At 30.2% G+C, this 24,915-nt stretch carries 22 protein-coding genes; 13 read left to right on the plus strand and 9 right to left on the minus strand.

Annotated features, from left to right (window positions below; translation table 11 throughout):
- The 5 genes from EKM01_RS09360 to EKM01_RS09380 all read right to left on the minus strand — a co-directional run.
- A partial coding sequence (locus EKM01_RS09360) for a hypothetical protein (RefSeq protein ID WP_199749421.1) occupies positions 1-391 on the minus strand: 391 nt, incomplete at its 3' end.
- Between the two features lies 1 nt (position 392).
- A complete protein-coding gene (locus EKM01_RS09365) occupies positions 393-3,788 on the minus strand; it encodes a polysaccharide deacetylase family protein (RefSeq protein ID WP_126768047.1) in 3,396 nt (1,131 codons plus the stop codon).
- A gap of 136 nt (positions 3,789-3,924) precedes the next feature.
- On the minus strand, positions 3,925-4,116 hold the full coding sequence (locus EKM01_RS09370) for a hypothetical protein (protein WP_126562554.1): 192 nt from the start codon (positions 4,114-4,116) through the stop codon (positions 3,925-3,927).
- A gap of 248 nt (positions 4,117-4,364) precedes the next feature.
- Positions 4,365-5,258, minus strand: coding sequence for a hybrid sensor histidine kinase/response regulator (locus tag EKM01_RS09375; RefSeq protein WP_126569190.1), 894 nt, complete (start codon positions 5,256-5,258; stop codon positions 4,365-4,367).
- Between the two features lie 10 nt (positions 5,259-5,268).
- The gene (locus EKM01_RS09380; protein ID WP_126569189.1) at positions 5,269-6,048 is read right to left on the minus strand and encodes a polysaccharide deacetylase family protein; all 780 of its coding nucleotides are present in this window, start codon (positions 6,046-6,048) and stop codon (positions 5,269-5,271) included.
- 595 nt (positions 6,049-6,643) lie between these two features.
- On the opposite strand from EKM01_RS09380, the gene EKM01_RS09385 reads away from it, so the two are divergent.
- The 9 genes from EKM01_RS09385 to EKM01_RS09425 all read left to right on the plus strand — a co-directional run bounded on the left by EKM01_RS09385 (position 6,644) and on the right by EKM01_RS09425 (position 17,118).
- On the plus strand, positions 6,644-7,021 hold the full coding sequence (locus EKM01_RS09385; RefSeq protein ID WP_126569188.1) for a metal-sensing transcriptional repressor: 378 nt from the start codon (positions 6,644-6,646) through the stop codon (positions 7,019-7,021).
- Between the two features lie 19 nt (positions 7,022-7,040).
- Complete coding sequence (locus EKM01_RS09390; RefSeq protein ID WP_126569187.1) at positions 7,041-7,721, plus strand: response regulator transcription factor; 681 nt, start codon at positions 7,041-7,043, stop codon at positions 7,719-7,721.
- 176 nt (positions 7,722-7,897) lie between these two features.
- Positions 7,898-9,004, plus strand: a complete 1,107-nt coding sequence (locus EKM01_RS09395) for a HAMP domain-containing sensor histidine kinase (protein ID WP_158616097.1) — start codon at positions 7,898-7,900, stop codon at positions 9,002-9,004.
- Between the two features lie 15 nt (positions 9,005-9,019).
- Positions 9,020-10,165: a serine hydrolase gene (locus EKM01_RS09400; RefSeq protein WP_126768053.1), complete on the plus strand. Its 1,146-nt coding sequence runs from the start codon at positions 9,020-9,022 to the stop codon at positions 10,163-10,165.
- A gap of 125 nt (positions 10,166-10,290) precedes the next feature.
- Entirely contained in the window at positions 10,291-10,707 is a 417-nt protein-coding gene (locus tag EKM01_RS09405) for a PepSY-like domain-containing protein (RefSeq protein WP_126768056.1), read from the plus strand.
- Between the two features lie 150 nt (positions 10,708-10,857).
- A complete protein-coding gene (locus EKM01_RS09410; protein WP_126768059.1) occupies positions 10,858-11,880 on the plus strand; it encodes a YncE family protein in 1,023 nt (340 codons plus the stop codon).
- A 28-nt stretch (positions 11,881-11,908) separates the two neighbouring features.
- Positions 11,909-13,144 carry a TolC family protein gene (locus tag EKM01_RS09415; RefSeq protein WP_126768062.1) on the plus strand — a complete coding sequence of 412 codons (1,236 nt, stop codon included), beginning with the start codon at positions 11,909-11,911 and terminating at the stop codon, positions 13,142-13,144.
- Positions 13,113-14,066, plus strand: coding sequence for an efflux RND transporter periplasmic adaptor subunit (locus EKM01_RS09420; RefSeq protein WP_126768065.1), 954 nt, complete (start codon positions 13,113-13,115; stop codon positions 14,064-14,066). Before EKM01_RS09415 ends, EKM01_RS09420 begins: the two co-directional genes overlap by 32 nt.
- Before the next feature lies 1 nt (position 14,067).
- Positions 14,068-17,118, plus strand: coding sequence for an efflux RND transporter permease subunit (locus EKM01_RS09425; protein ID WP_126768068.1), 3,051 nt, complete (start codon positions 14,068-14,070; stop codon positions 17,116-17,118).
- Between the two features lie 416 nt (positions 17,119-17,534).
- Here the strand turns inward: EKM01_RS09425 and EKM01_RS14815 are convergent, their stop codons facing one another.
- From EKM01_RS14815 to EKM01_RS09440, 3 genes are all read right to left on the minus strand, one after another.
- Positions 17,535-17,630 carry a transposase gene (locus EKM01_RS14815; RefSeq protein ID WP_233588605.1) on the minus strand — a complete coding sequence of 32 codons (96 nt, stop codon included), beginning with the start codon at positions 17,628-17,630 and terminating at the stop codon, positions 17,535-17,537.
- A gap of 142 nt (positions 17,631-17,772) precedes the next feature.
- Entirely contained in the window at positions 17,773-19,029 is a 1,257-nt protein-coding gene (locus EKM01_RS09435; protein ID WP_126768071.1) for a site-specific integrase, read from the minus strand.
- Between the two features lie 372 nt (positions 19,030-19,401).
- A complete protein-coding gene (locus tag EKM01_RS09440; RefSeq protein ID WP_126768074.1) occupies positions 19,402-19,854 on the minus strand; it encodes a hypothetical protein in 453 nt (150 codons plus the stop codon).
- Between the two features lie 127 nt (positions 19,855-19,981).
- Here EKM01_RS09440 and EKM01_RS09445 point away from each other — a divergent pair, with 127 nt between their 5' ends.
- The 4 genes from EKM01_RS09445 to EKM01_RS09460 all read left to right on the plus strand — a co-directional run bounded on the left by EKM01_RS09445 (position 19,982) and on the right by EKM01_RS09460 (position 24,179).
- Positions 19,982-20,257, plus strand: a complete 276-nt coding sequence (locus EKM01_RS09445) for a hypothetical protein (RefSeq protein WP_126768077.1) — start codon at positions 19,982-19,984, stop codon at positions 20,255-20,257.
- 9 nt (positions 20,258-20,266) lie between these two features.
- The gene (locus EKM01_RS09450; protein ID WP_126768079.1) at positions 20,267-20,497 is read left to right on the plus strand and encodes a hypothetical protein; all 231 of its coding nucleotides are present in this window, start codon (positions 20,267-20,269) and stop codon (positions 20,495-20,497) included.
- A gap of 302 nt (positions 20,498-20,799) precedes the next feature.
- Positions 20,800-22,989 (plus strand): VapE domain-containing protein, encoded by a 2,190-nt coding sequence (locus EKM01_RS09455; protein ID WP_126768082.1) that lies wholly within the window; start codon positions 20,800-20,802, stop codon positions 22,987-22,989.
- A gap of 785 nt (positions 22,990-23,774) precedes the next feature.
- Positions 23,775-24,179 (plus strand): hypothetical protein, encoded by a 405-nt coding sequence (locus tag EKM01_RS09460; RefSeq protein ID WP_126768085.1) that lies wholly within the window; start codon positions 23,775-23,777, stop codon positions 24,177-24,179.
- A 230-nt stretch (positions 24,180-24,409) separates the two neighbouring features.
- On the opposite strand, the gene EKM01_RS09465 is transcribed toward EKM01_RS09460, so the two are convergent.
- The gene (locus tag EKM01_RS09465; RefSeq protein WP_126768088.1) at positions 24,410-24,682 is read right to left on the minus strand and encodes a hypothetical protein; all 273 of its coding nucleotides are present in this window, start codon (positions 24,680-24,682) and stop codon (positions 24,410-24,412) included.
- Between the last annotated feature and the right edge of the window lie 233 nt (positions 24,683-24,915).

A 24,915-nucleotide genomic window follows, 5' to 3' on the forward strand; every position in this document is an offset into this window, starting at 1 on the left:
ATAGGGTGGTCAGTTTACTCCGGAACTGGTGGTCAATTTGCACTGGAATTGGGTGGTCAATTTGACCGGTTTTTCCACTATGGTAACCATCGGCAATAATTACTTTGTAATTAAAGGCGTCTCTAACTAATAATAAAGGTGAAATTTTTTTATTTTTCTTAATTTTTTCAATATCAATTTCAATATGAGAATTGCTAATTCCTAATAATGAAAGTGAACTAGCTCTAAACAAGTCTTTGGCTTTGTACATTATTATTGATGCTTGTTTTAATTGAGTTACCAATTCAATAGCTTTATCTTCATCAAAAATCAAGCTCAAATACGATTGTGCAGCTGGATAATCTTTTTCTTCTGGTTCTTGAAACCATTTTATTTTATCAGATTTTTTCATTTTATTGAATAGTTTTTACATTTCCAGTTCGTTTCAAAACGCCCCAACCTTGGCTTTCGCCTTTGATTGCTTTTTTGATTGCTTTGAACAAAATCACATACATTATTTGTCTGTACACAAATCGTTGCGGTATAAGCCAAAAGAGTTTGCTTAATTTTTCTTTCTCAAATACAAAGGCTACAATGCTAACCAATACATCTACAAACATAAAAACGATGTAATAAATACCTATTTTATGTAAACTATCAGGATTATTATGATTCCAAATTAAACTTACAATTAAAACCAAATCAGCTAATGGTGCAAAAATGGGTAAGATGATTTGAAAAATAAAAATATTAGGCAAAGCCACCATTCCTAAACCTTTATATTTTGGGTTGAAACAAGCATCTTTGTTTTTAAAAAAGGCTTGCATAACTCCATAACTCCAACGAAAACGCTGTTTCATAAATTCGTTCAAAGTTTCTGGAGCTTCGGTAATAGCAACAGCTTCTACGCAATTTACAACTTTATAACCATTTCGCAAAATACGAATAGTCAAATCGCAATCCTCTGCCAAAGTATCTGTTGTAAAACCACCAGCTTTAGAAATTGCTTCTTTTTTGAACGCTCCAATTGCACCAGGCACTACGGTAATTCCGTTGATTAAATCGAATGCTCGACGGTCAAAATTTTGTGCCGTTGTGTATTCAATACTTTGCCATTTGGTAAGCATATTGTTATCATTACCCACTTTTACATTACCAGCAACAGCACCAATTTCCTGATCATTTTTTGTTTCAATAGTAAAACATTTCATCAATTGCGATAGCGCATCGGTTTTTAGTTGCGTATCGGCATCGATGCAAACAACATACTCATTTTGGGTTAGATTGATTCCGTAATTTAATGCAGATGCTTTGCCTCCATTAGGTTTGGTATTTACACTCACTTTTGGATTCTGACCAAAAGTCTCCAATATCATTTGATAGGTTTTATCTTTGGAACCGTCATCTATAAAAACAATATCAAAATTAGGATAATCTTGCAAAAGCAAATTATCAATGGTTTTTACGGCATTAATTTCTTCGTTATAAGCAGGTACAATTATACTCACTTTCGGAAATGGATTGGTGTTTTGTAAATTATAAGTTGGCGGATGTTTGTGGTCTTTATATTTTTTAATAAAAGCCATTATAAACATCCAGAGAATTCTAGCTAATCCTAAAATAATAGCCACCCAAAAAGTTGCGGCAATAAAATGACCAAACCAATAGCCAAAATCAAAGATGAAATTATCAACACTCAAAAAGTTTTCGTGGGCTTTAGGCATCAAGTCGTTTTTGGTTTTGCCAAGCAAATGAGCAACAGTCGTAAACTGTATTCCTTTGCTTTTAAAATATTTTATAATTCGTGGTAAAGCTTCTACGGTTGCTTGACGATTTCCGCCTGCATCGTGCAAAAGTATAATCCCTTTTTCGGGATTGGCTTCATATTGTGCTACCGTTCGGGCATAAATACTATCGGCTTTTGCTCCTTTTTCCCAATCGTTGGGATCGATGCTTTCGCCAACGGTGTAATAATTTTGTTCTTTGCTTAACGCAATTGGTTTTAGTTCGTCTTCGCCAGTTGGTTCAGAATCGGCATTGTATGGTGCTCTAAATAATACGGTGCTTCGTCCAGTAACCGCTTCTATTAATAATCGAGTGCTTTCCATTTCGGCAGAAGCTCTTTCTAAACTTACTGTGGCAATATTTGGATGTGTAAAGGTGTGATTGCCTATTTCGTGACCTTCATTATAAATACGTTGCAGTAGCGGTATATTATTTTCTCCTTGTAAACCAACCACAAAGAAAGTCGCAGGAACTTTTTCTTTTTTTAATATATCTAAAATTTGAGGAGTATAGGTTGGATCTGGTCCGTCATCAAAAGTAAGAATGACTTGATTTTTTACATTTCCATATTTTTTTATAACATATTTTGTGGGCAATTGAATGTATTTTTGCTCCGAAATAATGTTTCCATTTTTATCAATATCGAGGTTTATTTTGCCAGGTTCTGGATTAGTTATCACATTCAAAATTTCGCCATCGCCAATATAGTCGGGTGTTGCGAAGCCAAAATTTACATTTTCTAATATTTTATAATCAAAAGGTTTCTTTTGCAAACTAGCATCAGTTAAACTACGATTATAGAAACGCCATAAACGATCATCTTCGCTTCCTAAACGCCATAAGGCAGTTCCTGCAGTTCCGTATTCGTCAGCAAAGCGAATCGTGTTAAAATTGGTAGCAGCATCGGTAAAATTTACAATATGTTTGTTGCCATTACTGTCAGTATAAGCGTAGTTGTTGTTATAACTATCTTTGTCAAAATCTATTTTTGCTTTATACAATTTTGCGTTAGATAAGGCTTCTTGATAGGTAACCGTTTTACCCTCTTTTCCTTGTTGCCAATCGTAACCATAACCTGCAAAACATAGAATTATTTTGCTTTCAGGAATTTCTTTAGCAGTTTCATCAAGCACACTTTCAATCCATTTCTGCCCGCTAATATTACCAGGAACACTACCTGTATAATGCTCATCATAAGCCATTAAGAAAATATAATCATTATACTTGGCTAATTCTTTCACATTAAAATCCTCGTTGCTCGCCATAATATCTTGTGATACAATTAAACCCATTGGATGTAACTTTTTGTATAATTCTTTTTGGAAAGCTATAATAGGTTCATCACCATTTTCTTTAAATTCTTCAAAATCGATGTTGATTCCTTGAAACTTATTTTTTTTTAAAGTTGTTGCAATATCATTTATTAATCGGGCTTTTTTTGTTGGATTATTAATAATTCTATGAATCATATCGCCATCAAAACCATCATCGGGTTTGGCATCGTTGATGTTATTGATGAGTGGTACAATCCGAATATTATTTCTACGCATTACTTTGAGAGCAGCTGTATCAATTTCGGTGCGCAACAAATCGGTTTTTGGGTCAATAAAAAACCATTCTGGCACCACCATATTGAGTTTTTTGATGTTTTTTTGTAATGAAAACAAACTTTGAGGATCCCAATCGACGTAAAAAGCGGCTCTAACTTGGTCTTTATGATTTATTTCTGAACTATTTTTTAGGTTTTCATTTTTTTCTTTCATTTTTATAAAAGCATCAAAACCTTTGTATTTTTTTAATTCTTGCTTGTCTAATGCAACTGGAGTAGTTGGATTTGAAAGCACTGTAACATTGTTATATACGTTCGTCAATAAGGGTAATGTTGGTTTTAATCCTCTATTAAGAGTAATAATAAAAATAGGAATTAATAGCATTATTCCAAAAATCAAGATTCGAGTTGACCATTGGAAAGTTCTCCATCTTGCTTTGGTTATTGTTTGAAATATTTGTTTGTTATTGCTCATAATTTTTGTATCAAGCCTAATTTAAAACTTTTGTCAAATTTAAAAATAAAAGCCATTCAATTTTTAGTTTGAACAGCTTTCATCATCATCAATCATCAACCTCTGATAATTTACTAAAACCATTGTCTAGTAATTACTATTTTTTTGATGGTTCTATCTTTTTATTTTCTACTTTTTTTGTTTCTGGTTTTATAACTCCTTTTTTTTCTTTTTTGTGTTTACCCATTTTTACTTCTTTTGCAGGAGCAGTTTTTGCAGGAGCAGTTTGAGCGTTTACCATAGCTGTAGTTCCTAGAACCATCAATGTTAACATCATTACTTTTTTCATAATTTCTAAAATTTTAAATTGTTATTATTGTTATAAATGTTATTATTTATAGGTCAAATGTATAACCGCTAAATGAAGAGAAAATGAAGATTTAACAAATGATAAAACTTTAACTTTTTATTAATTTTTTAAGAAATCGGGAAGATTAACGTAAACGTTGTTCCTTAGTTTATAGTCGATGTTACTTGAATTTTTATGTGATGCAACTTGGCAATACTTTCCACAATAGCAAGTCCAATGCCTTGTTCTTATTGGTAAAAATGAATGCGAGTAAATCTATTAAAAATTTGAGAAGCCTGCTCGTTATTCATTCCTAATCCTGTGTCAGTAATTGTTAAAGCATATTTTCCTGCTATAAACTCATCATTTATTAAAATATTCCCATAACGATTATTGTATTTTATGGCATTGGTAAACAAATTGCTAAATAAGATTTTAATAAGTGTTTGGTTTCCTGTAAAATAAACTTGATGTCTAATATTCTTTGTGATTACTAAATTTTTTTCTTGTATTCTATCTTCAAGATTTCCTGTTAATTTCGCAATAATTGTATTAAAATTTAGCATTTCATTAATTTGATATTGCTTATTATCTATCCTTGAAATTAAAAGTAAATTGCTAATTACTTTTTTCATTGAATCTAAAGTATTCAAGGAATCCGAAATTTTATCAACAGCGGTATCATTCAACGATTGATTTTGAATTATGTTTTCAAATCGGTTTTTTATAACCGCAATAGGTGTTAATAATTCGTGTGAAACATTGCCAATAAATTGTTTTTCTTTTAGGAACAATTCCTTAATTCTTATAATCATTTGGTTCAGAGCGGTATATAAATCTTTAAATTCTGATGTTGAATTATCTATAGGAATTCCGTTTATTTTAACATCGAGTTCGCCACGAGCAGTAACTACAATTACTGCCATTTTGGATTGGTTTTTTCTAACTGATTTTAAAACATCTAAACCGCTTCCGTCGGGCAAACCCAAATCAAGTAGCATAATGTAGTAATCATTACTATTGACTTCATCAAGAGCATCTTCGCAAGTGTTTGCAAAATTGCAAACATAACCCGAATTAGAAAGAAATTCTTTTAACTCGATGGCTAGTTCATTACTGTCTTCTACTATTAGTATGTTCATAATATTTTTATTAATTGATAATTTCTAAATTATCCAAGTCAGACAATCGGTAAAATGCCATATCATTAAGCTTCATATATTTACAAATGAATTCTAATGTTTCAATTTTAGTTTGATAATTTGCAGTCAAATTTTTAACTGGTTTATGGCTACATAAAATTAGTATTTTATTATTTTTCTTGGCATAATCTAATAATTCTAAAACATAAGGAATGCTAAAATGGATGTGATTATTGTCAATATCGAAAGCATACATAAATTTAGAATCTCTAAAATAAGACCCTTCTTTTTCAGGAGCTACAGCACAAAAATCCCTACCTCTTATTACTTTAAATTTAGGTGATAATGCTTTATCAAGTTGATCCGATCGTTCTCCGTAGGGATAAGCAAACGACGAAACATTAAAACCTTTTTGCTTCATTGAAACCATCATTGGGTCTATTTCTTGCTTTATATATCGGTCTATTCCATTTTGAGCAACAAACTTTACCGCATTGTAATGATGATAGCCGTGACCTGCAATTTCGTGACCTTCTTTTTGTAATTCAAGCAATTTTTCTATTTGAGGTTTCCCAATAGAATCTATCCTACAAACACAAAAAGTAGCTTTCCAATCGTATTTTTGTAATGCTTTATCGGCATTATACCATTCATCAACATAAGCATCATCAAATGAGATAACTACTCCTGATTTATATTGTTTTGGCTCTATCTTTTTAACTTTATTTACACACGAAAACAAAGTTAAGAATGATAATACAAGTGTTATTTTGGGTAAAAATAGTTTCATAAATTACTTTGTTTATTAAAAATAGAATCGTCAGTTCAAATTTAAATCTTTTTTTGTTTTTTATAAAGTAAAAAAGTCAGCAAAACAATTTGCTAACTTTCTAACCAACCAATCTAACACTATAACTAATCTAATCTTTTTGTATAATTTCTAAAAACGCTTCATTGTGGTCAAAAAACAGTATCATAAAATTTTCCGTCACGAACAATGAAAGCTGTGTTGAACGAAAGCGAAAATGGTTTAAAAAGAAAAATAATTATAGTTTAAATCACATATATTTATTAATAAAATAAAGGAAAAACGAAGGTTTTTAGACGAACTGAGGTAGTAGGCAATTTTACTGAACGAGACAAATTCAAAACGATTTAACAACAATAAAATGATTATCAATAATAAAATTTATGAATCAGTATTTACTCTTTTATTCTTATGTACATCATTAAGTTTCTTATATGGACAATCTTGCTTGTTGCCAAAATAAAGGCGTGAGTAAAGAAGAATTAGCAGCAGCCGGTATTGGTAAAGCCATTTAATTTATTAACCATACAATACAACTTCTAATTTTGGGAGTTGTATTGTATTTAAGTGAATCATTATGTTACCAAAAGATTTAACAAAAGACCTTAAAGACCGTTTAAGCAGTATAAAAGGTCAAGTTGAAGGAGTAATAAAAATGCTAGATAAGAGTGATGACCCTGCTCAAATATTAAATCAATTTAAAGCAGTCAACAAAGGGTTTGAAAAAGCTCAACACCTGCTATTGGACGAAGTGTTCAGAAAAGCATTGGCAATGAAGATTGCCGAGGCATTAGATACTTGCCCAGGGAATTGTGGACAAGAAGAAAAAATCGCAATTATTAGAAATCAATTTCCTGATTTAGAACTTTATGAATTAACAGACAAGATGAAGGAAATGAATCTTATCGAAGATTTCTTACTTAAAATTAAAAAACAGAATTTGAATAGATTTTAGCTTTATTTTTACATAACCTATGAAAATACTACTAATAGAAGACGAACCAGAATTACAAAAAAGCATTGAACAATATCTTGAAATGGAAGGGAATATTGTTGAGGTTTCCCCTGATTTCCATCATGCGCAACAGAAAATTGCGATTTACGATTATGATTGTATTTTGATAGATATTACTTTGCCAAACGGCACTGGTTTAGATTTACTCAAAGAAATTAAACTAAAAAAATCTAAAGCGGGCATTATAATAATTTCTGCAAAAAATTCTCTTGATGATAAAGTAAATGGTTTAGATCTTGGAGCAGATGATTATCTGCCAAAGCCCTTTCATTTGTCGGAACTTAATTCACGAATTAAAGCTTTAATTAGAAGAAAAAGTTTTGATGGAAATGTAGAAATTAGTATCAACGAAATAAAAATTTTGCCTAACGAAAGGCGCGTTTTAGTTCATAATCAAGATGTAATTTTGACGTCAAAAGAATATGATTTATTGCTTTATTTCATATCTAATAAAAATAGAGTAGTGAGTAAAAGTGCGCTGGCAGAACATCTTTGGGGTGATAATTCGGATAGATTAGATAACTTCGATTTTATATATAATCACGTGAAAAATTTGCGTAAAAAATTATTAGAAAAAAAATGTGAAGATTATTTGACAACAATTTACGGCATAGGGTACAATTTTAAAACTCAAGAATGAAACTATTAGCTAAAACAAGCTTGTATTATTTGATTTTTAGTATCCCGATATTAATCCTATCAGGATACATTTGTTTTCATATCATTACTAGAGAGGTTAGGCAAAGTAATAACGAACTCTTGGTAAATCGCAAGGAACTAATTGAGAATTATTTAAAGGAAAATGACACGATTTCTTTGAGAATAATCACTAAAAGCAGTGAAGCTACAATTAAAAAAATAGCGAAAACAAATGCTAAAGAAATTTCTATACCTATTTTTTCGGACACTTTAATTTATGATAAAAAAGAAAATGAACTGGCAGAAAATAGATTGCTTTCTTCTGTTTTTGAAGTTGGAAATACTAATTATTCCATTAAAATATGGAGAAGCACATTGGAGTATAACGAATTGTTTAGAGGTATTTTTACTTCGTTAGTTATTTTATTGATTTTGCTTTTTGTGACTTATTTAATTATAAATTTTTGGATTTCAAAAACAGTATGGAAACCCTTTTATCAAACAGTATCCAATTTAAAGAAATTTCGTGCTAGTGATAATGTAATTCCACGTTTAGCAAGTACATCGGTAACTGAATTTGATGAATTGAATCTTTCTTTAAACGTTATGATGCAAAAAATGATAGTTGATTTTAATAGCCAAAAAAAATTCACTGAAAATGCTTCACATGAAATTCAAACGCCATTAGCTGTTATAAAATCTAAGATTGATTTACTTATTCAATCTGAAAATTTGAAAGAGAATGAAATGAAATTAATAGTAGCAATTGATTATGCTTGCTCTAAAATAATTCGATTGAACAAAACATTTCTATTACTTACCAAAATTGAAAACAGACAATTTAATACCACAGAAAAAGTATCTTTTGAAAATACAGTTGATAACTCCTTAGTCTTTTTTGAAGAGCATATTCAAGCCAATAAAATTGAGATAATAAAAAATATTGAAAACGATTTTTGTGTTTTGATGAATGCTGATTTGTGTTTAGTATTGGTTAATAATTTATTACAAAATGCAATTAGGCATAATATTAATAGTGGAAATATTGAAATTTTTATAGAGAAAAATAAAATTACAATCTCAAATTTGGGGGTTAATAACCCAATTGATAATCAGTTATTTGAACGCTTTCATAAGAACTCTACTTCCCAAGAATCACTAGGCCTTGGATTATCTATCGTAAAAGAAATTGTGGAGGTAAGCGGATTGGTGTTTTATTATAAATTTACTAATGGTAAACATTGTTTTATTTTGACAAAAGACAATATTAATGAATTAAAATAAAAAAGAGTTAGCGTAATGAAATCAAAAAAGCTTTTTAAATATTTTTTTCTTGTTGTTTTACTTAGCACGTTAAGTTCTTGTGACGTATTGCGATCCTTGCGATATGGAGGGATTCCTAGTCAAAGTGATTATAAACATTTTCCGCAACGAGTAGTAAATAATGAAGGTCCCGTTTATAATTTCTATAAATCCAACAAAGAATATCAGTTAGGAACAAAAATAGGAGTAATCAATCGGGATTTTAATTCGACAAATGTAAGCTTGGATAGTTTTGCAACTTTGCATAAAACGCTAACATTTTTAATTATTCGAAATGATACAATCGTTTACGAAAGATACAATAATGGATATACATCAAATTCATTTGTTTCCTCTTTCTCCATGGCTAAACCATTTGTTTCTACATTAATAGGAATAGCAATAGATGAAGGGAAAATAAAAAGCGAGAACGATTATATTATTAATTATTTACCTGAATTTAAAGATAAAACAGGTTGGGAGAAAATCACAATAAAAAATTTGTTACAACATACATCAGGAATACGGTTTACAGATAGCGAATTAAATCCTGCATCTGATAATGCAGCGTTTTACTGGGGTGATAATTTAAGAGAGAGAATGCTCAATTTAACTCTTGAATGTGCACCTAACACTAAATTTAGATATAGCAGTGCGAATACATTGCTTTTAGGATATATTATTGAGAAAGTGACCGGAGGCACTATTTCTAAATATTTGGAAAATAAAATTTGGAAACCATTGGGAATGGAAGCACCGGCGTCATGGAGTTTAGATCGAAAAGATGATAAAGCAATTGAAAAATCTTTTTGTTGTTTACAAGCACGAGCGATTGACTTTGCTAAATTAGGCAGACTTTATCTGAATGGAGGAAACTGGATTGGAAATCAAATTGTATCCAAAAAATGGATTGAATATTCGACACATTCTGATCCGTCCGGAAATAACAAACACTTTTACAATAATAATTGGGGAATAGGACCTTTGAAATATGGCAGTTATTTTGCTGTTGGTTTGTTTGGTCAATATCTGTATGTGTACCCTGAAAAGAATATTATTATAGTCCGTTTTGGAGACACAGAAACGTCCAATCACCCTAATTATTGGCAGGAAGTTTTTTTGCAAATAATTGACCAGATGTAGTTTTAGTTAATTGATATTTTAAATTAACATTATGATTTACAAAATATTAGCATAGAATTAAAATAGAATTGTGTTTAATATTTGTAGTGTAAAATTATTTGAAATTAACTTTTAAATCAAAAAAAATGAAAAAATTATTAATTATGTCGATTGTTTTTATATGCAGTTGTGCATTTGCGGGAACTCCACCTGATGTAGTAAAAAAAGCCTTCGTTAAAAAATTTCCTACTGCAACAAAGGTTAGTTGGGGAGTTGAAGGGCCAAAAGAATGGGAAGCAGAATTCACATTAGAAGGAAGTAGGATTTCTGCTAATTTTTCAGAAGATGGAACCTGGCTGGAAACGGAAGGAGAAATTAAAGCAATCAATTTACCAAAAGCGGTTTTAGCCGCTGTAAAATCGAAATATAGCGATTGGAAAATTGCAGAAGCGGACAAAACAGAAAGTTCGAAACATGGCACTATCTATGAAGTGGATTTAAAAAAAGGGATGAAGAGTAAAAGCCTCGCTTTTAAAGAAAATGGGATGTCGATAAAAGAGTAATTTTTGCTTTTTTTATAAACTTATACCATAAAGAGTTGGGTGTTACATCCAACTCTTTTTAATTATGTAAAGAGTTGTGGTTTCCATAGAAATAAAATAGAATTACAGCTAAAATTTGTTTCATAAAATTAACTTTAAAAGTTCTTTCAAATGAAAAAAATACTACTATTATTTATCATTATTGCTTCTATTTCTAATAGTTACAGCCAAACCTATAAATTATCCAAAAAGATCAGCACTTCTGGCAATGATGGATGGGATTATCTCGCTATTGATGATGTGGCCCAACATTTATTTGTTTCACACGGAAATATGGTCAATGTGATTGATTTAAAATCAGATAAAACTATAGCAACTATTCGAGATACAAAAGGAGTACACGGCATTGCAGTTGCAAATGATTTAAACAAAGCATTTATCAGTAACGGAAAAGACAATTCTATTACAGTAGTCCATTTGAAAACATTTGAATTACTTGAAAAAGTAAAAATTACAGGAATTAAACCAGATGCCATTTTATACGATCAATTTTCTCGAAAAGTGTTTGTTTACAATGCAGAAAGTAATGATGCTACAGTTATTGATGCCAATACAAATAAAGTAGTGAAAACAATTCCATTGGGCGGAAAACCAGAGTTTTCAGTAAGCAATACTAAAGGGTTAATTTATGTGAATATTGAAGATAAAAACGAAATAAAAACGATAAACGCTTCGACATTAAAAGTTACAAATACCTGGAGTATTGCTCCCGGAGATGAACCATCAGGATTGGCAATAGATTTAGTTACGAACCGATTATTTTCTGTTTGCGGTAATAATTTGATGATTGTTGTTAATGCTACAAATGGAAAAATAATAAAGACTTTACCAATTGGTGATGGTTGCGATGGCGTTGCTTTTGATGCCAAAAAGAATCTTATTTTTACATCCAATGGCGAGGGAACGATTACCGTTATAAAAGAGCGTAACGCAAATACTTTTTCAGTTATTGAAACTGTAAAGACTCAAAAAGGGGCCAGAACTATTGCACTAAACAAAACTACAAATCAACTGTATTTGCCTACGGCAGATTTTGATGTAAAACCAGAGCTAACAGCAGAAAACACAAAACTACGAGCAGGAATAGTACCTAATTCGTTCGTTATTCTAGTTGTTGAGCCAATTTCTAAATAGTGTCATTCTTTTTATCTAAATTTATCCAATGAAATGGAAGCTTTTACTATTAATTTTTATATGTTTTAAATCTTTTTCGCAAGAAAAAGATTTGAATTACTTTATTACTAAAGCACAAAATAATTCTCCTTTACTTAAAGATTACAGCAACCAAATAAAATCCGCGACACTGGATAGTTTATTGAATCGAGCAGTTTATAAACCACAAGTTACCGGAAATCTTAATGCTAATTATGCCCCTATAATTAATGGTTTTGGTTATGATTTGGCTTTAAGTAACGGGCAATCTGTTGCGGGTTTAATAAATGTTAACCAAAAAATAATTGGAAAAAATAGAATCAATTCGCAATCAGCTTCTTTTCAATTAATAAAAGAAGCTTTGGTTTTGAATCAAAAAATTACTTTAAAAGATTTAAATAAAACCATTGTTGCGCAATACATTTCGGCTTCGGCAAGTTCAGAACAAATTAGTTTCAACCAGAAAATTGCAACTCTTTTAAAACAGGAAATAAGCATCCTGAAAAAATTAACCCAAAATGCCATTTACAAACAAACAGATTATTTAATTTTTATTGCAACTGTAAAGCAACAAGATTTAGTATTGTTACAATTAAAACAACAATATCAAAATGATTTGGCTTTGTTGAATTACCTTTCTGGAGAAACCGATACTACTTTTGTACATTTAAAAAAACCTGAAATCAACTTGGAAAGTATTCAACCTTCGGATAAAATAGTTTTTTTGAAGCAATTTGAAGTAGATAGTCTCAAACTTCAAAATCAAAATAAATTTATTGATTACAATTATAAACCGTCTTTATCTCTATTAGGTGATGCCGGTTATAATTCTAGTTTTGCCTACCAGGCTTATAAAAATTTTGGATTTAGTGTGGGTTTAGGACTGTCAATTCCTATTTATGATGGAAACCAACGTACTTTGCAGCATCAAAAAAATGATGAGGCATTAGCTACTAATTTAGCCTATAAAAACAATTTCAATAAACAATACAAACAACAATTATTGATGTTAAATTTGAAACTGAAACAATCAGCAGCTGTCGAAAATCAGTTGCAATCGCAGCTTCTTATTGCTGAGGCATTAATTGAAGCGAATAAAAAATTATTGCTTACCGGAGATGCACAAATTACAGAATATAGTATTGCTGTTGGCAATTTAATAGCCATCAAAAATGCCATTTCCCTAAATAATAGTAACAAACTCCAAATTATAAATGAAATTAATTATTGGAGCTTTAATGACTAATTCTATGAAGAAACCAATTCTATTTTTTATCCTGATAGCGCTTTTTTTTATTTCCTGTAAAAATAGCAACGAATCAGAAAAAGCAATTGACGCGAGTGTGCCTGTGACTTTAACGAGCATTGATACCAATTCAGTTGAAAGCTATATTGATTTGAATGCTACAGCCGCTTATTTAGTCAAAAATGTTATAAAAGCAAATGCTACGGGGTATTTAAATTCAGTTAATGTGGCTTCCAATGATTATGTTTCTTACGGGGCGGTATTATTTTCAATAAAAACCCGTGAGGCAAAAGTGTTAGGGAATACGATTAATAAAATTGACCCCAGTTTAAACTTTGGCGGAGCCATAAAAGTTAGAGCCAATACAAATGGCTTTGTAACTTCAGTAAATGTGCAACAAGGTGATTATATTCAGGATGGGGATGCTTTAGTGACGATTAATGATACCAATAGTTTTGCTATCGTTTTGAGTTTGCCTTATGAGTTCAAAAAATATGTTTCAATCAGTGAAGAACTAACGGTAATATTACCCGACAGTTCTTTGGTAAAAGCGAAAGTTCAAAAATACATGCCCACTGTCGATGCCACTTCGCAAACGCAAAGTGTGATTCTAAAAGTAATTGGCAAACATGATATTCCAGAGAATTTAATAGTAAAAGTCAGAATTAATAAAAGTTCAAATTCAAAAACTGTTTCGTTGCCAAAAGCAGCTGTTTTAAGTAATGAAACGGAAACGGATTTTTGGATTATGAAAATGATTAATAACAATACAGCCATAAAAATCCCAATTAAAAAAGGAGTAGAAACTCAAGATAAAGTAGAGATTCTGTCGCCGATTTTAACTCCTGAAGATAAAATTTTACTTTCAGGAAATTATGGTGTTGCAGATACGATTAAGGTAAAAGTGATAAAAGCGGATTGAAATGAACAACTTTTTTGTCAAACATAAAAACGGACTGAGTGCCATCATTTTTCTAATAATTCTGGGAGGTTTTTTCGCATATTCTAAAATGCAAACCAGTTTATTTCCCGAAATTACTTTCCCGAAAATAAAAATCATTGCTGATGCGGGACAACAACCCATCGATAAAATGATGATTACGGTTACAAAACCGTTGGAAAATGCCATCAAAAAAGTACAGGATTTAAAAACAATCAGGAGTACAACCAGTAGAGGAAGTTGTGAGATTTCGGCATTCATGGATTGGAAGTCCGATATCGATTTGAATAAAACCCGGATAGAAGAGCAAATCAATCAGATAAAAAGTAATCTTCCGCCTGATACACAAATTTCAGTCGAAAAAATGAATCCTTCGATTCTTCCGGTAATTGGATATGCTATAGAAGGAAAAGGACTCTCCGCTATTGAACTCAAAAAAATAGCCAATTATACCATAAAACCGTTCCTTTCTCAAATTGATGGTGTTTCTGAGATTAGGATTATTGGCGGAAAAGAAAAAGAATATTGGTTGTCACTTGATTTTACTAAAATGACAGCATTAGGAATTACACCGGATGCTATCACACAAGTATTAAGTCAAACTAATTTTATTAAATCCAATGGGTATTTGTCGGATTACCGGTATTTATATCTTACAATTACAGATGCTCAGGTTGATAAAAAGGAGGAACTGGAAAATCTGGTTATTCGTAATAACGGAAAAGGAATTGTAACCTTAAAAAATATTGCTTCGGTGGAAATTAGGGAAGCTAAAGAATACATAAAAGTTAATGCCAATGGTAAAGAAAGTATTCTTATAGCAGTTCTCAAGCAACCCAATTCAAATTTGATTACGCTATCAGAGGCGATGCGTGATAAACTGGAATCATTAAAAAAAATCCTTCCTAAAAACATAATAATAACGCCATTTTATGAGCAGGCCAGTTTTGTAAATGATGCTGTAAAAAGTGTAACGGATAGTTTGTTAATAGGACTTTTGTTGTCCATAATTGTTGCTGTTTTATTTTTGAAATCGGTGAAAGCCAGTGCCACTATTTTGATTGTTATTCCTGTTACTTTAGGACTCACACTAATTGTTTTGTACCTAACCGGACAAACATTCAATATTATGACTTTAGGTGCTATTGCAGCGGCTTTAGGATTAATTATTGACGATGCAATTGTAGTTGTAGAACAAATTCATAGAACGCACGAGGAACATCCTGATGAGCCTACTGTATCTCTTTTGCAAAAAGCGATACAGTATTTATTCCCGGCAATGGTGGGTTCATCCATAAGTACGATAGTGATTTTTATTCCTTTTGTTTTAATGAGCGGTGTTGCCGGTTCGTATTTTAAAGTGTTAACGGATACCATGATAATCACTTTAGTTTGTTCCTTTTTTGTGACATGGTTGCTACTTCCTGTAGTTTATTTATTGCTTTCCAAAAAAGAAAATAGTCCTCAATCGAAAAACGAAACTGAAATACATGATGTGAAAAAGCAGACATGGGTCGCTTATTTTATTGGAAAACCGATAATTAGTATTTCATTTTGTATCGTTCTGGTACTTTCTATTTTTATTATACTGCCTAATTTAGAAACCGGTTTTTTACCAGAAATGGATGAAGGGAGTATCATTTTGGATTATGAAAGCCCGCCAGGAACTTCACTTGAAGAGACTGATAGAATGCTCAAAGAAGTGGAAAAAATAATTATAAAAATTCCTGAAGTAGAAGCGTACAGTCGCCGCACAGGAACACAAATGGGATTTTTTATAACGGAACCCAATCGCGGGGATTATTTGATTCAATTAAAAAAGGACAGAAGTAAAACTAGCAATGCTATTATTGATGAAATTAGACAAAAAGTTGAAGCGACTCAACCCGCTTTGCGCATTGATTTTGGTCAGGTAATTGGGGATATGTTGGGCGATTTAATGAGCTCTGTTTCACCAATTGAAGTGAAGATATTTGGCAGTAATCAAGCAGAATTACAAAAAATAGCCAAAAAAGTAAATGTAATAGTCGAAAAAGTAAAAGGTACAGCTGATGTATTTGATGGTATTATTTTGGCCGGACCATCCATAAATATTGTGCCCAATTATAGTCAGTTAGCACAATATGGAATCACTCCAGCCGACTTGCAATTTCAGTTACAAACTGCGCTTGAAGGGAATGTTATTGGAAATTTATTAGACAATGAACGCATAATTCCCATTCGATTAATCTATAAAAATTCAGAAAAAAGAAGTTTAGAAGATATCAAAAAATTGCAGTTATTTTTACCGAATGGTCAATCGATTCCTATTTCGAGTTTAGTTGCTATTTCAGCTCAAAAAGGAGTAGCTGAAATAGAACGTGAAAATCTCCAAATGATAAGTGTTGTAACTGGAAGATTGGATAATAGAGATTTAGGGAGTGTGATGAAGGATATTCAAACACAAGTTAAAAGCAATATTCATTTACCAAGTGGCTATTATATTGAATACGCAGGTGCTTATAAAGAGCAACAGCAATCTTTCAAGGAGTTATTAATGATATTAATCGCTTCATCTTTATTAGTTTTTGGTGTTATTTTATTTCTATTTAGAGATTTTAGAGTAGCATTGGTAATTTTAATAATTTCTGTTTTGGGAATTGCAGGAAGTTATATTTTGCTTTTTATAACAGGAACGCCATTAAACGTGGGGAGTTACACAGGAATTATTATGATCGTAGGAATAATAAGTGAGAATGCTATTTTTACTTTTTTACAATTCAGAGAAACTTTTAAATTGACCCGGAATGTAAATGAATCTATAATTTATTCAATTTCCACTCGTTTGCGCCCTAAATTAATGACCGCGCTTGGAGCAATCATAGCCCTATTTCCACTAGCAATAGGAATTGGAACGGGTTCAGAATTGCATCAGCCACTTGCGATTGCTGTGATTGGAGGATTTATTATTGCAATGCCTTTACTTTTGATTGTATTGCCTACTTTATTGTGTTTAGTTTTCAAGAATGAAAAACATTTTACTCACTTTAATTGATTTAATTTTTTGTTTAGATTATTCATTTTTAAATAAATATAAATCATATTTTAAATAAAATATCATTGTTGTCCGATAAAAAAATTCGGAAGTTCATTTTTTCTATATATTTAGGCACTTAACGAGGTTTTGGCTTGGCTTGGCTTGTTTTTCTTCACTTTGTTGAGAGTTCAATAAATTGAAAAATATTTTTTTTAGTTTCATTTATCAAATTATCCATCCGCCAAATAATGATCAAATAGTCCTAATTGTCCATCGTTTTCTATGTCTAATTCCCAGTCGTTTTTTGGGACTTTCTAAAAATTTAGTCAGATGAATATAGTTGAACAAATGAATTCTGCAAAAACTAACTAAATTAGAGAAAGACCATTGTCTCTTCAAACTTTTCTTTAAAACTTCTATCAAAAGATTTACTATCAGCACGCAATAAATTTGAATAATAATTCGATTTGCCATCTTATTTTATAAAGTACAGCTATCGTGTCTGCTCTAAACTCAAATAGATTGCTGATAAACTCAAAGGTTCTTTTATTTTCTCTGTCATAGTATTATATTTTTCTTAATTTTAATTTGCTTTTCGCACTTCCTTTATCAACTTCAATAACTTCATCCGTCAGTTCTCTATCAATATATTGCACAAATAGTTACAGATGTTTAATTGGAGTTTACTTTCACTATTTCATTTGTGGGACTTTTTGCGAGATTGAATTTGTTTCTTAAAATCATCATATCCTCACTCACTTTTTTATCCAATATCTTAGCATAGTGTTGTGTGGTTCTTATGTTTTTATGTCCTAACATTTTGCTCACACTTTCTATTGGAACGCCATTTGTGAGTGTTACTGTCGTTGCAAAAGTGTGTCGGGCAATGTGGAAAGTTAGTTCTTTTTCGATTTCACAAACGCCTGCTATTTCTTTTAAATAGGCATTCATTTTTTGATTGCTCAAAATAGGAAGTAGTTTGTTTTGGTTGTTGCATTCCGGACGGTCCTCATATTTATCAATAATCATTTGTGTAATTGGAAGGATTGGAATTTTTGAAGCGGATTCTGTTTTCTGGCGGTGGGTGAATATCCATTTCTCTCCGTCGATTCCAAAGCTTATATGCGACTTTGTTAGGTTTTTGACATCAATGTAGGCTAAGCCTGTGAAACAGCTGAAAAGGAAGATATCGCGCACTAGCGATAATCGTTCTGTTTTGAAATCTTTGTTGAGTATATTTTGGATTTCGTCTTCAGATAGATAGACTCTTTCTACTTCTTTGACTTTTGACTTGTAGTTGGCAAACGGATTTCTTTCTATCCAATGGTTAGCTATGCAAATCTTGATTATTTTGTTGAAGTTCTTGATGTATTTTACGGCAGTGTTATTGGCGCAATTACGAACGCTTCTCAAGTAGAATTCATATTCGGTAATAAACGCATGATCTATTTTGTTAATGTCTATATCTGAAGTCTTGTATTTCCATTGCAGGAAGTCGATAGTATGCTTTAGAGAGGTGGTATAGCGCTCTAATGTTCCTGGTGCATATTCTTTACCAACCAATTCTTTGATTTTGTTGTTGTGATCATTGAAAATGGGGATAAGCATTCTTTGGTTGTCTTGGAGATCAAAAATTTCATTCTTTAGATTTTCAGAAGATATAATAATATCCTTTTTGTATAATTTTTTTTCAGCTTCTAAAATTTTAGATTTTAAATATTCAAGGTGACTGTTTATTGAACGAGTCTCTTCATTGTTTCCCTTAACTTTAGATCCTTCATTTGACCATTTCTCAGGATTAACAAATTTGTTGCTGCTAAATTCAAATCGTTTAGATTGTACTGTGACACGAACGTAAATAGGGCAGATACCATCATTATTGACTTTTGATCGCTTTATATAAAAGAGAACGGATACGGCTGTGTTCATGGTTGGTGACCTTTTAGTTATTATTAAATTTAAACTTTGTAATACTTCCAAACAAGATGTTCAAATAGTGAAAAGGTATTTGGACAAATGTTGAATTGGTAACTTTTGAGATAGGTGTCACTTAAAAAAATAGATTTTCAGTGACACCTCAAAAGACACCTAAGTTTTGAGATTTAATGAATAATTTGATTTACCGCAAATGAAAAAACCCCCCTAAATCATAAGATTTAGAGGGGTTTGCTTCGTTTTGTATTTCTACTGGCGGAGAAAGAGGGAAACTCTTTTTGTCTTTTTAAAAAATTAAGTTATTGATTTTTATGTATTTACAAGCATATTAAAAGTTAGTATTATTGAGTTTTGTTCACTTTTTGTTCACGGTAGATTTTCAGGATCAACATTCTTATATATTGTATTTTGTTCAATAATATTTAATTCTAGCTCAATCATATTTTTTTGATAAGTTAACAATGATTTTATGTATTTTTCACATTCTTCTATTTTCTTCTTTAACTCTATTATTTTTTGTTTTTGATTTTTAATCTCTGTTTCAATTGAAATAGGTGGTGTGTAATATGGATTAAGTATATCTACAATATGTTTTTCATTAACATCTTCAGGACCATTATAAGTATGGATATAAGAAATTATTTCGTTTAATGAACTTTCATGTGGGTTTTTTGCAATTCCTTTTAAAATTCTTGCAATTCCAGCCTCTGTTAAATTTGTATTGCTTGCAATATTATAAGCAGATATGGAGAAATCATAAACTGTAGTTTTTATATATTCTAATTTTTGTTGTTTGCTAATTTTTTTTGAATCAATCATAATATATTTAAAAATATTACAAATACGATATTAGTATCGTTATTTGTATTATATTTGTATTGTTAAAAATGTACGTACATTTTTATTCTTCATCAAAATTACAAAAATAATAGCAAATATTATAAATATGAATATTTTAAAAAACAATATTCCATATGTGAATATTACAAATAGAGAAAAAGTTACAGTAGCTCGTTTCGAAACTTATGTAAAATGCGCAACTGTTTTACGAGAATATTTTTTTTTAGGATTTAAATCTTATGAATCCTTTAGAACGATCGTAATTTTTTATTATCCCGAAATTAATTCATTAAAACTGAAAAAGTTTTGGAATTGTGTTTTACTTGATAAAGAGGTGAGGAGATATGTTGAAATCGTTCTTGAAAAATTAAAAAAAGTATAATAGACGATTATGGAAAAAACAATAACCATATCAATCGAAAAATATAATGTCTTGCGGGAGGCTTTTAAGCAGGCTGTCGAAATTATTGACAGTCTTGGTAATGTTAAGGGTAATGCAGCTGATCGCAAAGCCCTTAAACTGCCACCAAAGGAAACTAAGACTGAAAAAATCAATAAATATAAACTTATGATTTCAACCGGTACTCGAGCTAAAAAACCCGATTATTTGAAAAAGCAATAATATTACTTAAATGTAAATAGCAAAAAATCATGTCAGGTGGTAATAAATATTGAGTACCATTTTTAAGAGTTTTTTTATAAAAACTCAATCTCAAATAATCGATGGTATTTTATTTTTTTGATATTAAAACTCTTAAAAAACATTCCTATCAAACTTCCCAAAATGATCTTTTATATTCAAATCATTTTGGGATTTTTTTTCACATTTCTATAAGTTATACTATACAAATCAATTTAAAACATTTATAAACAACAAAAAACCGTTGCAACTCGAATTGCAACGGTTTATAAAATTATTAGTTTATGGAAAACTATATGTTAAGCAAAGATACAATTTTGCAATATATTTCACAAGAAGAAATTTACTTGAAATTTCTGGGACTAAATGAATTTCCTAAAAGAAATATTTCAAGTCCATTTACTGAGGATAAAATACCATCATTTTCATTGTATAAAGAAGGATCGGAAACAAAATATAAATGCCACAGTTCAGGGTTAAGTGGAGATGTATGGCAATTTGTAGCAGACCTTTTTCAACTCAATAGCAAAACCCAATTTATTGAAGTATTGGAAACGGTTGTAAAGGAAAATAATCTTCCATTGCAAAATCTAAACAAAAAAACAGATTTAAATTTAAAGACAAGTCAAAATCTCATAAAAACTAGCAATACTGTTGCAAAGAATAGAGAGTCCTCAAAGATTTCGGTGCAAACAAGAGACTTTACCGAATTAGATTTGCAATGGTGGGAAAAATTTGGAGTTGAAAAAACAATACTCCAAAAATACAATGTACACTCGATTTTAAATTATAGCTGGAGTGGAAAAAGTCCTATTTATACAAAAAAAGAAAGTGTTGCTTTTGCTTTTGAACTCGAAAATAATTTAAAATTATACATTCCTAATCAAGCTGAAATAGGGATTTCAAAAAACATTTTACCTCCTTTTAAAACAGGAATATTTGGATTTGAACAATTAGGAACAGCAAAAAAAGAAAACATAATTATTTGCGAGGGGGAAAAAGATGTTATTGTTGCCAATTCAAGAGGATTTAATGCGGTTACTTTTGGAAGCGGTTCAACGACTATTAAGAAAGAAAGTATTAAGTTCCTGCAATTCCTTTGCAAAACCTTATTTGTGTGTTTTGATGCGGACGATACAGGCATTATTGGCATGCAAAAACTAACACAATCAAATTCTAATATTATTCCTCTATATCTCCCAAGAAATGAAAATATAAAAGGATATGATTTAACTGATTATTTTCAAGAACACACAACCCAGGATTTTCAAAAGATAATTGATTTGGCAGTAAAAAATAATAGTATAGATGATATTACAAAAATTGAGAACCCAACAATTTTTCACATTGTTGAAGATTATTTGTCTAAAAAGTATGATTTACGTTATAATACCATTGCTTTAGAAATTGAAACAACTATAAAAAGCAGTAATAATTGGGACATTTGCAACGAAAATAGTCTTTGGATTGAATTACAAAAAAAGAATATAAAAATTGGGTTTAATGCATTGATTGCCATTTTAAAAAGTGATTTCGTCCCAAAATACAATCCGATTATTGCGTATTATGAAAATTTGACCGAATGGAATCAGCAAACGGATTATATTACTCAATATTCGCAATATATTATTTTGTCTCCAAACGAAGACAAAGAACAATTTGAGTATCATTTTAAAAAATGGTGCGTTCGTGCCGTAAAATGCGCTATGATTGATGATTATTTCAATAAACAAGCCTTTATATTGTCGGATGATGGTAAAAGTCAAAACGCTGGTAAAACAAGTTGGATAAATTTTTTATGCCCTAATGCTTTGCAAAACTTTATTAAAATGGATTTGCCAAAAGATGATAAAGATGCGAAAATATCATTAGGAAAAAATATATTTATCAATTTGGATGAATTAGCAAACTTGTCAAAACAAGATGTAAACGGTTTGAAATCATTATTTAGTACCCCGAAAATAAAAGTGCGCTTGCCGTATGATAAAAAAGATAGCGTAATACAAAGGATTTGCAGTTTTATTGGTTCAACCAACAATAGTACTTTTTTAAGTGATGAGACGGGTTCTGTACGTTGGCTTTGTTTTGTACTTGAAAGGATAAATTGGAACTATCGAAAAGAATTTAATATTGACAATCTTTGGGCGCAAGCCTACTATTTGGCAAACGACAAAACTTTTGATGAAACTTTTACAAAAGAGGACATTTTTATAAATGAAAAACGAAACGAGAAATTCCAGATTTTAACTCCCGAAAAAGAAATGATTATAAAATATTTTGAAAAACCCACAGATGAAAATATAGCTGAAAAAATGACAACAACAGATATTCTCAATTATATAAACGGCCTCACAACAATTAGGCTAAATGTAGTTTCGGTTGGGAGGGCATTAACTGCGTTAAAATACGAAAAATCAAGAATTAAAGATTCATATTGTTACATAATTGCCAAAAAGCAAAATATTGAATATTAGAAAAAAAGATTTCTATAAATTATCTTACCAATCCTACCAAAAATAGAATAAAGGCGCTATTTATAAGGTTTAAGCCTTGGTAGGATGAAAAAATATCATCTTACCAAAAGTTTCCAATCTTACCAAATTTTGAATTTAAATCTTGGTAGGATTGGTAAGATGGTATGGAAGAATATAAACACCCTTTTCCCCTTTGTTTATAAGGCTTTGGAAGGATGGTAAGATGAAATAGTGTTTTTCTAAACTTTTTATTATTTATTGTTCATTTCAGTGTTTTTTTAACGGAGTATAAATTATTAGACTAATGAACAAAAGGGTATAAAAAAAGTTAATTAATTAAAAAGTTAAATAGTTTTTTAATTAAAAAACTACTTAACATAATAACATTTTAATATAAATATTAAAATAAAAATATATTAATATTTATACTATTACTCAATAGGATTCTTTTCTTTAAATAGAATGTTTTAGAATCATTTGTAGATTATACAAATTAGCAATTCTTGAAATATATTTTTGGATGCTTCTATCGAAATTATGAACTATTAAATGCTGTAATATTTTTAGATGAAGAATTTATCTTCAATTAATGTATTATCTAGATTTTAAATAATAAATACTTGTAAAATAAGTAAAATAAGCAAGGTATGTTTTGAGACCCGTAAAACTCTCAAACTATCGTTTTCGATTTTTACAGGTCTCAGAACCCTTGCCCTATCGGGAATTGAAAACCTCCAAAGTCGGTTTTCTTAAATGACTAACTTAAAACATAAAAACGATTAATTATGGCACAATATAATAAAGGAGGTAGACCTAAAATTGAAAACAAAAGAGAAATAAGAATAAAAATAAATTTCACCAAAGAGGAGTTTGGAATTCTAAATAAAAGATATTTAGAATCAAGAATTTATCATAGTTTGAATGAGATGATAAGGGATTTGCTATTAAAAAATCAATATAAACTTGTCACAACTGATCAAAATTTATTAGTTGAATCAACAATTTTAATATGCTCTGTTAGAAAAATAGGAAACAATTTTAATCAATTATTAAAGCATTTAAATCAAAAAAAAATCGATAATTTTTCTACAGATGAAAAGAATATAATAATTTTTAATCTACAAGAAATTACAAAATTTTATATTAAAATTGAAGGTTTTTTGATAAGACTCAGAGATAACCATCGTTAGTTTTACATAATAACTATCAATTTTTTCTATTAAAAATTCTTCTGAAAGGCGAGAATCGTTCCAAACATTCTCGTCTAACAAATATTTAAAAAGAGCATCCCTTTCTATTTGAGTTGGGAGAATAAGACGTATTTGTTTTGTAACACAATACAATTCATATTCGTTCATTCTAGTTTCGAGATAATCTGAAACAAATTTTTGAACATTGAAATCCTCCATAATTTACTGTTTTAGTTATCGGAATATTTTATAGATAAAATTTCTTCTTCGATTGATTCGTATTGCGGCAATTCTATATTTCCAGTTAGTAAATAATTTTCTAATTGATAGGGTTCTGTTCTATCCTCTTGAAAACATTTTAAAATAAACGTGTTATTTTTTTTATCCATAACCAATACATTTATTCTTTCTATATACGAATCATGCAATGTTTCAAGAAGTTCTTTACTTGAAATAGAGCAGCCATCTATTACTCTTAATTTTGTTTCTTTGATATTTTTCATTTTTAAAATTTGATAATTAGTACTCCAACAAAGCTACATTATTTTAACCAATTTTAACCTACAAATATTATATTCCTTTAAAAAGAATCACTACTATTTGCTGTAAGTGAGATAAGATTTTTGAGGTCGCCTTTTTTATCCTGAATCGAAATCTAATGTCATATAACATAACGTTTTTATTATAAATTGAATAGCTAACCATAGGAATTTAAATTATTTTTTTTAAAATGTGA

The sequence above is a fragment of the Flavobacterium sp. RSP46 genome (assembly GCF_003984825.1).
Lineage (GTDB): Bacteria > Bacteroidota > Bacteroidia > Flavobacteriales > Flavobacteriaceae > Flavobacterium.

Excerpts from the sequence above, each read along its gene's own strand:
- EKM01_RS09420 (WP_126768065.1), top strand. The coding sequence starts at position 13,113 with ATGAAATTAATTATTGGAGCTTTAATGACTAATTCTATGAAGAAACCA.
- EKM01_RS09380 (WP_126569189.1), bottom strand. The coding sequence starts at position 6,048 with ATGAAACTATTTTTACCCAAAATAACACTTGTATTATCATTCTTAACT.
- EKM01_RS09455 (WP_126768082.1), top strand. The coding sequence starts at position 20,800 with ATGGAAAACTATATGTTAAGCAAAGATACAATTTTGCAATATATTTCA.
- EKM01_RS09405 (WP_126768056.1), top strand. The coding sequence starts at position 10,291 with ATGAAAAAATTATTAATTATGTCGATTGTTTTTATATGCAGTTGTGCA.
- EKM01_RS09370 (WP_126562554.1), bottom strand. The coding sequence starts at position 4,116 with ATGAAAAAAGTAATGATGTTAACATTGATGGTTCTAGGAACTACAGCT.
- EKM01_RS09415 (WP_126768062.1), top strand. The coding sequence starts at position 11,909 with ATGAAATGGAAGCTTTTACTATTAATTTTTATATGTTTTAAATCTTTT.
- EKM01_RS09400 (WP_126768053.1), top strand. The coding sequence starts at position 9,020 with ATGAAATCAAAAAAGCTTTTTAAATATTTTTTTCTTGTTGTTTTACTT.
- EKM01_RS09435 (WP_126768071.1), bottom strand. The coding sequence starts at position 19,029 with ATGAACACAGCCGTATCCGTTCTCTTTTATATAAAGCGATCAAAAGTC.
- EKM01_RS09445 (WP_126768077.1), top strand. The coding sequence starts at position 19,982 with ATGAATATTTTAAAAAACAATATTCCATATGTGAATATTACAAATAGA.
- EKM01_RS09365 (WP_126768047.1), bottom strand. The coding sequence starts at position 3,788 with ATGAGCAATAACAAACAAATATTTCAAACAATAACCAAAGCAAGATGG.
- EKM01_RS09465 (WP_126768088.1), bottom strand. The coding sequence starts at position 24,682 with ATGAAAAATATCAAAGAAACAAAATTAAGAGTAATAGATGGCTGCTCT.
- EKM01_RS09460 (WP_126768085.1), top strand. The coding sequence starts at position 23,775 with ATGGCACAATATAATAAAGGAGGTAGACCTAAAATTGAAAACAAAAGA.
- EKM01_RS09425 (WP_126768068.1), top strand. The coding sequence starts at position 14,068 with ATGAACAACTTTTTTGTCAAACATAAAAACGGACTGAGTGCCATCATT.
- EKM01_RS09390 (WP_126569187.1), top strand. The coding sequence starts at position 7,041 with ATGAAAATACTACTAATAGAAGACGAACCAGAATTACAAAAAAGCATT.
- EKM01_RS09385 (WP_126569188.1), top strand. The coding sequence starts at position 6,644 with ATGTTACCAAAAGATTTAACAAAAGACCTTAAAGACCGTTTAAGCAGT.
- EKM01_RS09450 (WP_126768079.1), top strand. The coding sequence starts at position 20,267 with ATGGAAAAAACAATAACCATATCAATCGAAAAATATAATGTCTTGCGG.
- EKM01_RS09410 (WP_126768059.1), top strand. The coding sequence starts at position 10,858 with ATGAAAAAAATACTACTATTATTTATCATTATTGCTTCTATTTCTAAT.
- EKM01_RS09375 (WP_126569190.1), bottom strand. The coding sequence starts at position 5,258 with ATGAACATACTAATAGTAGAAGACAGTAATGAACTAGCCATCGAGTTA.
- EKM01_RS09440 (WP_126768074.1), bottom strand. The coding sequence starts at position 19,854 with ATGATTGATTCAAAAAAAATTAGCAAACAACAAAAATTAGAATATATA.